This window comes from Burkholderia sp. Tr-20355 (assembly GCF_017104685.1).
In the GTDB taxonomy this organism is placed as follows: Bacteria; Pseudomonadota; Gammaproteobacteria; order Burkholderiales; family Burkholderiaceae; genus Burkholderia; species Burkholderia seminalis.
Genome location: NZ_JAAGPK010000092.1, coordinates 23,388 through 34,858, shown reverse-complemented (window position 1 = coordinate 34,858; position 11,471 = coordinate 23,388). Strand labels below are relative to the sequence as shown.

At 61.3% G+C, this 11,471-nt stretch carries 11 protein-coding genes and 1 pseudogene; 8 read left to right on the top strand and 4 right to left on the bottom strand.

Translation table 11 applies throughout. From position 1 onward, the window contains the following. Positions 1–410, bottom strand: a pseudogene (locus tag G3N62_RS22025) (MFS transporter); the annotation flags it as partial. Positions 411–541: 131 nt separating this feature from the next. Between G3N62_RS22025 and G3N62_RS22020 the strand changes: the two are divergent. Together G3N62_RS22020 and G3N62_RS22015 are read left to right on the top strand one after the other, a co-directional pair. Next, positions 542–1,045 (top strand): MarR family transcriptional regulator, encoded by a 504-nt coding sequence (locus G3N62_RS22020; RefSeq protein ID WP_124669069.1) that lies wholly within the window; start codon positions 542–544, stop codon positions 1,043–1,045. Between the two features lie 197 nt (positions 1,046–1,242). After that, a complete protein-coding gene (locus G3N62_RS22015) occupies positions 1,243–1,638 on the top strand; it encodes a hypothetical protein (RefSeq protein ID WP_225740340.1) in 396 nt (131 codons plus the stop codon). Between the two features lie 423 nt (positions 1,639–2,061). Here the strand turns inward: G3N62_RS22015 and G3N62_RS22010 are convergent, their stop codons facing one another. After that, the gene (locus G3N62_RS22010) at positions 2,062–2,688 is read right to left on the bottom strand and encodes a tyrosine-type recombinase/integrase (RefSeq protein WP_124669068.1); all 627 of its coding nucleotides are present in this window, start codon (positions 2,686–2,688) and stop codon (positions 2,062–2,064) included. Between the two features lie 324 nt (positions 2,689–3,012). Between G3N62_RS22010 and G3N62_RS22005 the strand changes: the two genes are divergently transcribed. Next, positions 3,013–4,491, top strand: coding sequence for a hypothetical protein (locus G3N62_RS22005; protein WP_124669067.1), 1,479 nt, complete (start codon positions 3,013–3,015; stop codon positions 4,489–4,491). 153 nt (positions 4,492–4,644) lie between these two features. Here G3N62_RS22005 and G3N62_RS22000 read toward each other — a convergent pair whose 3' ends face one another. Together G3N62_RS22000 and G3N62_RS21995 are read right to left on the bottom strand one after the other, a co-directional pair. Next, positions 4,645–5,457: a DUF6602 domain-containing protein gene (locus tag G3N62_RS22000; protein ID WP_124669066.1), complete on the bottom strand. Its 813-nt coding sequence runs from the start codon at positions 5,455–5,457 to the stop codon at positions 4,645–4,647. A 523-nt stretch (positions 5,458–5,980) separates the two neighbouring features. Beyond that, the gene (locus G3N62_RS21995; protein ID WP_069705130.1) at positions 5,981–6,685 is read right to left on the bottom strand and encodes a glutathione S-transferase N-terminal domain-containing protein; all 705 of its coding nucleotides are present in this window, start codon (positions 6,683–6,685) and stop codon (positions 5,981–5,983) included. 182 nt (positions 6,686–6,867) lie between these two features. Here G3N62_RS21995 and G3N62_RS21990 point away from each other — a divergent pair, with 182 nt between their 5' ends. From G3N62_RS21990 to G3N62_RS21970, 5 genes are all read left to right on the top strand, one after another. Beyond that, positions 6,868–7,038 (top strand): hypothetical protein, encoded by a 171-nt coding sequence (locus G3N62_RS21990; RefSeq protein ID WP_185733035.1) that lies wholly within the window; start codon positions 6,868–6,870, stop codon positions 7,036–7,038. Positions 7,039–7,315: 277 nt separating this feature from the next. Further along, a complete protein-coding gene (locus G3N62_RS21985; protein ID WP_124669065.1) occupies positions 7,316–8,482 on the top strand; it encodes an extracellular solute-binding protein in 1,167 nt (388 codons plus the stop codon). Positions 8,483–8,532: 50 nt separating this feature from the next. After that, on the top strand, positions 8,533–9,612 hold the full coding sequence (locus G3N62_RS21980) for an ABC transporter ATP-binding protein (protein ID WP_124669064.1): 1,080 nt from the start codon (positions 8,533–8,535) through the stop codon (positions 9,610–9,612). Continuing rightward, positions 9,609–10,478 carry a sugar ABC transporter permease gene (locus tag G3N62_RS21975; protein WP_034186878.1) on the top strand — a complete coding sequence of 290 codons (870 nt, stop codon included), beginning with the start codon at positions 9,609–9,611 and terminating at the stop codon, positions 10,476–10,478. The genes G3N62_RS21980 and G3N62_RS21975 overlap by 4 nt, the downstream gene beginning before the upstream one ends. Continuing rightward, a complete protein-coding gene (locus tag G3N62_RS21970) occupies positions 10,478–11,401 on the top strand; it encodes an ABC transporter permease (RefSeq protein WP_124669063.1) in 924 nt (307 codons plus the stop codon). The genes G3N62_RS21975 and G3N62_RS21970 overlap by 1 nt, the downstream gene beginning before the upstream one ends. Positions 11,402–11,471: the final 70 nt, after the last annotated feature.

The following is an 11,471-nucleotide window of genomic DNA, read 5'->3' as shown; positions in this document are numbered from 1 at the left end:
TAGACGCCCATCGCGCCGCCGATGCGCGTCGCGAAATGCGCCTTCACGAAACCGGGCAGCAGCGCCTGCACCATCGCGATCCCGACGCCCGCGCAGCAGGCGCTCGCGAGCAGCAGCCACGCGTGCCGCGCGCCGATGCGCGATGCGCAGGCCAGCCCGATCAGCGCGACGCCGAGCCAGACACCGCCCGCGATGCCGGTAACGCGCTGCAGGCGCCGCGCGCCTAGTGCGCCGAGCCCCATCAGCAGGATCGGAATCGTCGTCAGCAGGCTGGCCGCGCCGTCGCCGATACCGGTCGTGCGCTGGATCATGTCGAGCAGCGGGCCGACCGCGGCGAGCGCGGGACGCAGGTTCAGCCCGACCAGCACGATGACGGCCAGCCGCCATCCCGGGGAAGTGAAGCGATTCATCGACGAGGCCCTCGATATCGGTGCGCGGCTGCCGTCGAGACGCCGCGCGTTTTTCAGGTAAAGTATCTCGACATCAAGATAAACGCCGATTTATCTCGACGTCAAGATAACTGGTGAGCCGAGGAGGGTTAATGGATCGAGCCGCGCATGCGCTCGCGCAATGGCGCGCCGAGCGTCCGGATCTGGACGCGTCGTCGATGGTCGTGATGGGGCGGCTGCAGGAAGCCGCGCTCGTGATCGCGCGCGACCGTCTCAATCCGCTGTTTGCGCGCTACGGGATGCAGCCGGGCGAATTCGACGTGCTCGCGACGCTACGGCGCAGCGGCGCGCCGTTCGCGCTGACGCCGACCGCGTTGTACGACGCGCTGATGATGTCGTCGGGCGGCATGACCGCACGCATCGACCGTCTGCAGAAGGCCGGCTGGGTCGAGCGGCGGCCGAACCCGGCCGACGGGCGCGGCACGCTCGTCGCACTGACGGATACGGGTCGCGCGCTGATCGACGATGCGGTCGTCGCGCATATCGACAACCAGCGCGCGCTGCTGTCCGCGCTGTCGGAGGCGGAGCAGGCTCAGTTGTCGCACCTGTTGGGAAAGCTGCTGGCCGGTCTCGAAGGTGCGGCGCCGGAGGCTTGAAGCGGGCGCCCGGTGCGGGCGACAAAGGCATCGTGGACGTCGCTTGCCGACCCCGAGCCGCCATTCGACTCAGTGGGTCCTCGGCGACCGTTGTCCGACCCGAAGCGGTCCTTCGAATGCGCCGATAGCGGTCATTCGTTATTGGGTTTCCGCGTTGATATGATTCGCATCTGGTTGAGAGGGATCAAGATAGATCGATGATGAAACTCGAAATCGAGGGCAGACCAGTAAACACTGTGCCGACTCCCGCACAGATCACACGTGCGCTCAAGTCGCTGCGAAGCTACGGCAAGTCATCTTATGCGTCATTGACTGACGACACCGGCAACTATGTGCAAGTGGCCGGCGGTGGCGCCAGCTGTATGATCGAGCGCTTTGAATTCGGCGCGCAACGATGGAGAGCCTTCCATAACAAACCCTCGCCTGTACGCCCTGATGGCACGGTCCTGGTCTTTCGAGCGGGCAACATTCCGATGCGCTCAGATGAATGGTTCATGGCTGATCAGGTCGTGGAAGTATTTCTGGCCTTCCTAGGCGGAACATCGTATCCGCCATTTGTTCACTGGCGGTTAGCGCCGGACTTCCGAGCTTGAGACCCCAGGCGAGCCGTCTCCAAGCAAGTACGCCATCTGGCGCTCGTACGCAGCGGGTGAATAGGATTGTCGATCGAGATCGTCCTGGACGCTATATTCTCCGTAGCCTACAAATTCATAGTAGACGGCCATAGTCTCTGCATGTGAACTCGTCCAGAATGTCCAGACCCATTCACTTCCAGACTCATTAAGCGCACGAGCGGCGTCGCCATCTGGTCCATATGGAATGCATGCAGGAAGCGATTGTCCGTGCCCGTCGGGACATAGCCAAACCTCATGCAGATATCCGAGGGAGTGTCTCATTTCCGTGCGTCCTGGATTGGTGATTCGGTCGTCATGCGCGAGGCATTGTCAACTATCCTCGTGCTTGGGTCGAGTGTCTCTTCCTGGCCGGCAAGCGACCGCTCGCCGGCCGCGATGCCATCAAACCTCCGTCTGCTCCGCCATCTCAAGGGCATCGTCGACCTCGATGCCGAGATAGCGAACCGTGCTTTCCAGCTTCGTGTGTCCGAGCAGCAACTGCACCGCCCGAAGGTTCTTCGTCCGCCGGTAGATCAGCGAAGCTTTTGTGCGTCGCATCGTATGGGTTCCGTATGCAGTATCGTCAAGGCCAATCGATGCAATCCAACGATGTACCAGCCGGGCATATTGCCGCGTCGACAGATGCGGTGACGTGTGCGACCGGCTCGGGAACAGAAAATCCGCCGCCTTCAGTCCTCGCGCTTCGATCCAAGCTTCGAGGCTCTCACGGGTCTGTTCCGTGATCTCGAATTGCACCGGCCGCTGGGTCTTCTGCTGCATGATTGTCGCTCTGGACGCCACGTGGCTTCCGTGGCGGACATCTTGGACCAGCAACCGCGTAAGATCGCACGCTCGGAGCTTGCTATCAATTGCGAGATTAAACATCGCGAGCTCACGAAGGTTCGACGCTATTTGAAGTCGCGTCCGAATCGCCCAGATTTCTCGGAGCTTTAACGGCGGCTTCTGCCCGGTAAGCTTGCCCTTGTTCCATGGCACACGGTGACGAACGACGACATTCTCGGATTCCATGACAATCTCCTTTCAAGCGAAGAGAGATTGAGTGTGCGCCTTTTCCGGCGGGCGCTATCCGACCCAATTCGGTCATCAAACGTCGCTGCGGCGCGGAGTCCCCTCTCGGAGTCAAACGGTCATTCGGGGAAATTAATCGCTCGCCCATTGTTGAGTCCTTCTCTTGGCCAAAACGACTAAACATGACTGGCGGCTGGTGAAAGCAAAGTTGACCTCAAGCAAGCAGAGGGATATCTTTCAAGCAAAGACGTACCACTGCAACTTTTCTCGCACTCCACGGGTCACCAGTGCTCGATCGGGAATGTATCGTTTGAAATAACAACTATGGCGAAAAACAAAATCTATACTGTCGGATTTGATCTTCCCGGAAATGAATTTCAGTATGTTGACTTTAACTCGGATACCACATTGTTGGATGCCGACATTGTTCTGTATGAGCCGACCTTGGGAAGCCCGCAGAGCGTAGAAAGTTATAATGGGCGAGCGCTTCTAACCGAGCACGCGTCTTTCATTGCGAAGCAGCGACTTGATCACTGGCGCTCTGAAATTGTTGGAGCCGTCAATGCGGGAAAGCTGGTTATTGTGTTCCTAAGAAAGCCAAAAGAATACTATCGACACACGGGAGAAAAGCAATACTCTGGAACCGGCCGTAGCCGGACGGCCACGCGCATTGTGACGTCAGTCTCATCTTACGATGCCGTTCCAAACATCAAGGTCGTTTCGAAAACAGGTTCCGAAATCAAGCTCGACAGAGAGGCGAAATTTCTTTCCCCATATTGGGCAGAATTCTCAAAATATTCTCCTTACGAAGTGGAGATAAGCGGTGAGTTCAACACAGTACTCAGCTCAAGATCCGGTGATCGGGCAGTGGGAGCGATGATTGCCAGCGGAGCCGGCCAGCTTTTGCTTCTGCCTCCGCTTCAATACAACGAGGATGAATTTCTTAAATACGACGGAAGATCCAAACAGCATAACTGGACACCGGAAGCGTTGAAATTCGGAAAACGTTTGGTTGCAACTCTCGGCGCGCTTTCAGCCACGCTAAAGGGTGCGAGCGACGCAACTCCTGCCCCTGATTGGACGGAAGGTCCAGAATATCGCTTAGCTTTGGAAGCTCAATTGGAATTCGAAATCTCAAACCGCGCAGCCGCAATCAGCGCGTTACAACTGGAGCGCGATGAACTGACAGGTAAGCTGAGCGCGGCGGGAGGATTGCGGCGTCTGCTTTATGAGCAAGGAAAGCCACTGGAGGCAGCAATTATCGAGGCTCTACGTCTCTTAGGATTTGATGCCAATCCGTTTGAAAACGGTGAATCAGAGTTTGACTGCGTTTTCGAAAGTGACGAAGGAAGATGTATCGGCGAGGCAGAAGGCAAAGACAACAAGGCCATTAACATCGATAAATTCAGTCAGCTTGAAAGGAATTTGCAAGAAGACTTCGCGCGGGAAAGCGTGACTTCCTTTGCGAAGGGCGCGCTGTTTGGCAATGCCTACAGACTTTCCCCGCTGCATGAGCGAAGCAATTTCTTTACTGAAAAATGTTTGTCCGCTGCAAAGCGCGTCGGTGCGGCCCTCATCAGAACCCCGGATCTATTCGAGCCCGCGAAATACCTTCAGGAACACCCCGAAGATGCGGGTTTCGCGCAACGGTGTCGCCAAGCGATCTTCGAGGCCGAAGGTACAATAGTTGTGTTCCCGTTATCCGCCATAGCTGGTGAAACAGTACTCGACTTGAAATTGGATCCGACGAACGAAGAAGATGTCGGGGCCAATGGTAAGAGTGAAGTCGGTGCGGGTGGTTAATCCAACGTCGCTGACTAAGATCGCCATCGCTGCCAGATCTTCCGCGGCGATGGCATTTCGAGAATTGGCAGAGTTTAAATGCCTGTTAACGTGAGTGACGGTGCATTTTGCCACTGTCTGGCACAACGGCCCGCGACGGCGCCGCGAACGGACCTATAATGCTATCTTCTGCCACCCTCTCGAATATTGATGGGAATATATTTGCAGGTCTGCTGGCTGTCTTCGCTTCGATTCTCGTTGCAGATAGTTCGACATGGTCAAGTGCCAGTCAATAAAGGCCTTTTGAGGCTCGTCGTTATACGCCTTCCCTTTAGCATCACCCGGAATCAGCAAGCCGTTAGTCAATACGATTAAGTTATCCACGTCACTGATATGCGCAGAACTAGAGGCAGAAGCTTCCATCGCTCGTTTATATTCTTTTTTAAGCCAATCCTCTTTCGATAGATTGGTGCCAAATGAAAATATCGAGTACATACATCTCGGCAACGGCGACGAATTGTGACTGGGCTTGTACGACTTCAAGGTTTCGTGACAAGAAAACCATTTTTGATAGGGGCGCAGTGCCTTGATTCGCCTGGCAGCTTTATATGCTTTTTCCAATTCGTCGCCATTTAAAGTGGTCTTGCATTCAACCACGGCGTACACGCTCTCGATTGGCACGAGGAGATTGCCGTCATCACCCTTAAAGAGGACCGACGAACTATGTTTATCGTAAATTAATAGATCAATTTGTGACGTTCTATTCCCCTGAAAATCTATCGCCTCACCCTTGGCCACACCGAATCGAGCGGGTATCGTCGCGTTGAGAAACTCCTTTAACGCAGCCGCGCGTTCGTCGCCTCTGATTCCTGTGTGTGCAAACAGAGCAGCCTGTTTCCCGTTGGTTATAATCTCATCGACACCCAAGGTCAAAGATGAGTTGAAAGTATCGTTTGGTTTTCGTGTTCCACGAAGTTTCTTCGACATGTTAAGGCTGCTCTGGTGAATGTTTTTTCTAAACAATGTCTGCCTTGGAGTGAGCAAATCCGACTTCGCAACAGCCCGCAGCGACGACTGTCAACATTGTTGCATAGCCTTGGCTCTGATATTCACCGTTTTCTTGGCTTAAGGTCGCGCGTGTGCAATCATCGCCCACGACAAGTAAGCGCAAAGGCAGCGGATGAGATCCGTGACGCTGAACGATGACTCGTGGGCTCGAGGCAAGATCCGAAGTCAAAAGCGCACATCATTCGCGGTAGGCGGTGAGAACTCACGAAAGTCCCCAAGGCCGATGACGCGACGCCGGCTCGCGGCGATCAAATGACGGCTTGCGGAGTGGAGCAGCCGTCTCAATGTCCTGACGACGCATCGAATGAAGGTCCCTTCATGGCCGAACGCCGACACTCCTCCCCGGCGTGCCCCCGGAATTCCACGAAGAACAAAAAAGCCCGCCGCGCAATGCGGCGGGCTTGAGCGACACAGCGGCCGCCTGCGGCGTGGCCGCCCAGGCTCAGCCGCGTGCCGGGATATTGAGCCCGCGCGCGACGGCCGGGCGGGCAACGAACGCGTCGAGCGCGCGTGCCACATGCCGGAATTCACTGAAGCCGACCAGGTCGCCTGCTTCGTAGAAACCGACAAGGTTTCGCACCCACGGGAAGATCGCGATGTCGGCGATCGTGTAGGTGTCGCCCATCACCCACTGGCGGTTCGCGAGATGCGCGTCGAGCACGGCGAGCAGGCGTTTCGACTCGGCGACGTAGCGATCGCGCGGACGCTTGTCCTCGTAGTCGCGGCCGGCGAACTTGTGGAAGAAGCCGAGCTGGCCGAACATCGGCCCGATGCCGCCCATCTGGAACATCACCCACTGGATCGTCTCGTAACGGCCGGCGGGATCCTTCGGGATCAACTGGCCGGTCTTGTCCGCGAGATAGATCAGGATCGCGCCCGATTCAAACAGCGGCAGCGGCTTGCCGTCGGGGCCGTTCGGGTCGATGATCGCCGGGATCTTGTTGTTCGGGTTCAGCGACAGGAATTCGGGCGAAAACTGGTCGTTCGTGTCGAAGCGCACGAGGTGCGGCTCGTACGGCAGGCCGGTTTCCTCGAGCATGATCGACACCTTGACGCCGTTCGGCGTCGGCAGCGAGTAGAGCTGGAGACGGTCGGGATGCTGGGCCGGCCACTTTTGCGTGATCGGGAAGGCGGACAGATCGGGCATGAAGGTTCGCTCATCGAAGGGAATGTTCCGCGCTCCGTCCGTACTGCCGCGCGCTCCGATGGACCACGCACGGCGGCGGGCCGGGGCGCGCCGAAAACGCCCACTGTAGCCGATCCCCGGAATCGATGCAGGCGTCGGCCGACCCCGCACGCAGGCAGCCGTCAGCGTTCGATGACGCAAACATGCCCACCGGCCTCACTTGCGCGTCGACGGACATGGTGGGGCAGGGCATCTCGATTCCGCGCGTCGCCGACCTTGAAGACCTCATGGTCGACATGGCCAACGCGAGCGTCACGAGCGAGGAACGGGCCGAATATTTCCATGCGCTCTGGGAATTGTCGCGGCCGCGCTGAAAGCGTTCTCTACCGGATCATTCACATGGCAGGCCCTTGGTGGTCGTCCAGCATGAGTCGATCCGCCACGTGACATATGATGTCCTAACACGTATCGCGTCACGCGGCATGGCGATCCCCGAAATAGTCTCTGCCAGTCGGATCGTATCTCGGCGGAAGGTTTTTGTCAGGGAAAGTCCCGTCCCGCGCGCCACGGTTTTTTGTTGACCGACATCGTATAACGCCGTCATGATTTCCTGAAAAGAAAGGTCCCATCCACCGACCGAAGTGAGGAGACATGAACACCACCACGATCGCTCGCCGTGTCCGCCGGATCGTACTCGCACTGGGTTTCTCGCTGTCTGCCGCGGCGGCCGTTGCGGCGCCCGTGTCGCTGAACATCGTCGACGTCGCGGGCAACCTCCAGCTCACGCAGAAGGCCATCGAGGCGTTCCGGGACAAGAACCCGACCCTCGTGTCGAACGTCACGTTCACGAATGCGCCGGCGCCGCAGCTGCCGGGCAAGATCAAGGCGATGCAGGCGGCGGGGCGCGCCGACATCGACCTCGTGCTGACGGGCACCGACGCGCTGGCCGCCGGCATCGAACAGAACCTGTGGCTCAAGCTCCTGCCCGACAATGCAGCCGCGTTCCCCGGCGTGCTCGACAGATACGCGCCCGGCCCGCGCAAGATGCAGGATCTCCCGCAAGGCTTCGGCCTCGAAGTCACCTACATGCCGGCCGGTCCGCTGCTCGAATACAACCCGGCGAAGGTCGGCAACCCGCCGAAGACGCCGGATCAACTGCTCGCCTGGTGCAAGGCGCACCCGAACAAGCTGATCTATGCGCGTCCGGCGAACTCCGGCCCGGGTCGCACGTTCCTGATGGGGCTGCCGTACGTGCTCGGCGACAAGAATCCGCAGGACCCGATCAACGGCTGGGACAAGACCTGGGCGTTCCTGAAGGCGCTGAACGACTGCGTGCCGTACTACCCGGGCGGCACGTCGGCGGTGATGAAGGAGCTCGGCGAAGGCACGCGCGACATGACCGTGACCGTCACGGGCTGGGACATCAACCCGCGCGCGCTCGGCATCGTGCCGGCCGAGTTCCGGATCCAGGCATTCGACGACATGACGTGGGTCAACGACGCGCATTTCATGGTGATTCCGAAGGGCGTGCCGAAGGACAAGCTCGACGTGCTGTTCAAGCTGATGAACTTCCTGCTCGAACCGGCACAGCAGGCGATGACCTACGACGACGGCTATTTCTATCCGGGCCCGGCGGTGAAGGGCGTGACGCTCGAGATGGCGCCCGCGCACAGCCAGGACGTGGTCCGCAAGTTCGGCCGCCCCGAGTACGCGAAGCTGCTCGCCGATCGCCCGCACGTGCAGCCGCTCAGCGCACAGGCGATGGTCGCCGCGTTCCAGAAGTGGGATCGCGAGATCGGTTCGCAGAAATCGAAGTGACGCCTGAACCGGCGGGCGCCGCGGCGCCCGCGTCGAGGGAGTTCCGTGCAATGAAGCACAGTTTCGAACGGTTGCGGCTCGACGGCGTGTGCCGCAGTTTCACCAATGCGCAAGGGGCGCAGGTCGCCGCGCTGAACGGCCTCGATCTCGAGATCCGGCGCGGCGAGTTCATCGCGCTGCTCGGCCCGTCGGGCTGCGGCAAGTCGACCGCGCTGAACTGCATCGCGGGGCTGCAGCCGCTGACGCGCGGCGGCATCTGGCTCGACGACACGCGCATCGACGTGCTGCCGCCCGAGCGCCGCGGCTTCGGGATGGTGTTCCAGAACTACGCGCTGTTTCCGCACATGTCGGTGCTCGAGAACGTCGGCTTCGGCCTCAAGATGCGCGGCGTGCCGAAGCAGGAAACGCGGCGGCGCGCGCAGCAGGCGCTCGAACTCGTGCAGCTCGTCGGCCATGAGGGCAAGCTGCCCGGGCAGCTGTCGGGCGGCCAGCAGCAGCGCGTCGCGATCGCGCGCGCGATCGTGATCGAGCCGCCGCTCGTGCTGATGGACGAACCGCTGTCGAACCTCGACACGAAACTGCGCATCGAGATGCGCGCCGAGATCCGCCGCATCCACACGCAGCTCGAGCGCGCGACGATCTATGTGACGCACGACCAGGACGAAGCGCTGTCGATGGCCGACCGCATCGTCGTGATGAAGGAGGGCGTCGTGCAGCAGGTCGCGTCGCCGAAGGACGTCTACACGCGCCCGCGCAACCTGCACGTCGCGCGCTTCATGGGCTACCGCAACGTGCTGCCGTTCACGCTCGAGGGGATGGCCGGCGACGACGTCCGGGTCGCGGCCGGCGGCGTCTGCCTCACGGGCGTCCCGATGGCCGGCTTCGATACGAAGGACGTCGTGGTCGCGCTGCGCCCCGACGACATCGAGCGCGCGGACGAAGGCAGCCACAACGCGTTCGACGCGACCGTCGAAACGGTCGAATACGGCGGCCGCGACTCGCTGCTCCGCGCGGTCACGCCGTTCGGCGCGATCTGGGCGCGCGTCGCCGGCGATTTCGCGCAAGGCGAGCGGTTGCGGCTGCGCGTCGCGCCTGCCCGGACGCTCGTCTACGCGGCGGAGCGGGCATGAGCACGCTCGCGTCCGGCGCGCCGCGCGACGCGAAGGCGTGGCTCGTCACGCCCGCGCTCGCGTTCATCGCCGCGCTGTTCGTCTATCCGTTCGCGTACGGCCTCGTGCTGTCGTTCCAGCCGATGAACGGCGGCGGCGCGCTCGCGAACTACGTGCAGTTCTTCACCGACACCGCGATGTGGCCGACCGTGCTCGTCACGCTGAAGCTCGCGGTGCCGGCGACGCTGCTCAACGTCGGCATCGCGGTGCCCGTCGCGTTCGCGCTGCGCCGCCACTCGCCGTACCAGAAGCTCGTCACGACGCTGCTCGTGATTCCCGTCACGCTCGGCACGGTGCTCGTCGCCGACGGGATGCTCACGTATTTCGGGCCGAACGGCTGGTTCCCGCAGGCGCTGCAGGGGCTGCACCTGTACACCGACGAGGTGCGCCTGACGCACAACTACTGGGGCGTGCTGCTGTCGCTGATCGTGTCGGGCTTTCCGTTCGCGTTCCTGCTGATGCTGTCATACATCAGCGGCATCGACCCGACGCTCGCGCGCGCCGCGGCCACGCTCGGCGCGAACCCGTGGCAGCAGTTCCGGCAGATCTACCTGCCGCTGCTCGTGCCGGGGCTCACGATGGCCGCGTGCCTGTCGTTCGTGCAGGCGTTCTCGGTATTTCCGTCGGCCGTGCTGCTCGGCGCGCCGGCCGGGCCGACGCGCGTGATCTCGATCGCGGCCGCCGAGGCTGCGTTCGAGAGCTACGACTATTCGCTCGCGTCGGCGATCGCCATCGTGATGGGTTTCGTCCAGCTGCTGGTGGTCGCGTCGATGCTCGGCGCGCGCCGCTTCTTCTATACGGGCGCGGTGACGGGAGGCAAGGGCTGATGGCGATCGACAATCATGCCGCGCGCGCATGGCCGCCGAAGCACGACGCGCCCGATGCACGGCCCGTGGACGCAAGGAAACCGCACCGGATGAAAGGCAACCTCGCCGGCCGCGCCTGGAAGGCGCTCGTCTGGGGGCTGATGGCGTTCTTCCTGCTGAACGTGCTGCTGCTGATCGCGACCGTCGCGGTGAACTCGGTCGCGACGCGCTGGTTCGGCACGCCGCTGCCGCAAGGCTTCACGCTGCACTGGTACGCGAAGGCCTGGGCGGACTTCCAGCTCGAGAGCGTGCTGTGGGTGACCGTCGAAGTCGTCGGCGCGGTCGTGCTGCTGTCGATCGCGCTCGGCGTGCCGGCCGCGTATGCGCTCGCACGCGTGCGGTTTCGCGGCAAGCGCTTCGCGCTGCTGGTGTTCCTGCTGCCGCTGATGGTGCCGCCCGTCACGTACGGGATCCCGATGGCGACCGTGATGTACAAGATCGGGCTCGCGGGCACGCTGCCGGGCGTGATCCTCGCGAACCTCGTGCCGGCGCTGCCGTTCGTGATCCTCGTGATGACGCCGTTCATCGAGCAGATCGATCCGAACCTCGAAGCCGCCGCGCGCATCTTCGGCGCGAACACGTGGCGCTATTTCCGCTACGTGCTGCTGCCGCTGCTGGTGCCCGGCATGCTCGCGGCCGGGCTGCTCGTGCTGGTGCGCACGATCGGGATGTTCGAGCTGACGTTCTTCACCGCGGGGCCGAGCACGCAGACGCTCGTCGTCGCGCTGTATTACGCGGTGTTCTCGACCGGCGTGCGCGCGCCGCAGTCGATCGACGCGATGGCGATGATCTACATGGCCATCACGCTCGTCTGGGTCGTGATCGCGCTGCAGTTCGTGAGCCCGACGCAACTGGTCAGCCGCGTGAAGCAGGAGCGTCAGTAGACGAGGGGGCAAGCGGTCGCCCGCGGCATCCGTGCAATTGGTTACAAATGGATACCGCGCCCGGCACGCG

Excerpts from the sequence above, each read along its gene's own strand:
- G3N62_RS21970 (WP_124669063.1), top strand. The coding sequence starts at position 10,478 with ATGGCGATCGACAATCATGCCGCGCGCGCATGGCCGCCGAAGCACGAC.
- G3N62_RS21975 (WP_034186878.1), top strand. The coding sequence starts at position 9,609 with ATGAGCACGCTCGCGTCCGGCGCGCCGCGCGACGCGAAGGCGTGGCTC.
- G3N62_RS21980 (WP_124669064.1), top strand. The coding sequence starts at position 8,533 with ATGAAGCACAGTTTCGAACGGTTGCGGCTCGACGGCGTGTGCCGCAGT.
- G3N62_RS22000 (WP_124669066.1), bottom strand. The coding sequence starts at position 5,457 with ATGTCGAAGAAACTTCGTGGAACACGAAAACCAAACGATACTTTCAAC.
- G3N62_RS21985 (WP_124669065.1), top strand. The coding sequence starts at position 7,316 with ATGAACACCACCACGATCGCTCGCCGTGTCCGCCGGATCGTACTCGCA.
- G3N62_RS22020 (WP_124669069.1), top strand. The coding sequence starts at position 542 with ATGGATCGAGCCGCGCATGCGCTCGCGCAATGGCGCGCCGAGCGTCCG.
- G3N62_RS22005 (WP_124669067.1), top strand. The coding sequence starts at position 3,013 with ATGGCGAAAAACAAAATCTATACTGTCGGATTTGATCTTCCCGGAAAT.
- G3N62_RS21995 (WP_069705130.1), bottom strand. The coding sequence starts at position 6,685 with ATGCCCGATCTGTCCGCCTTCCCGATCACGCAAAAGTGGCCGGCCCAG.
- G3N62_RS22010 (WP_124669068.1), bottom strand. The coding sequence starts at position 2,688 with ATGGAATCCGAGAATGTCGTCGTTCGTCACCGTGTGCCATGGAACAAG.
- G3N62_RS22015 (WP_225740340.1), top strand. The coding sequence starts at position 1,243 with ATGATGAAACTCGAAATCGAGGGCAGACCAGTAAACACTGTGCCGACT.
- G3N62_RS21990 (WP_185733035.1), top strand. The coding sequence starts at position 6,868 with ATGCCCACCGGCCTCACTTGCGCGTCGACGGACATGGTGGGGCAGGGC.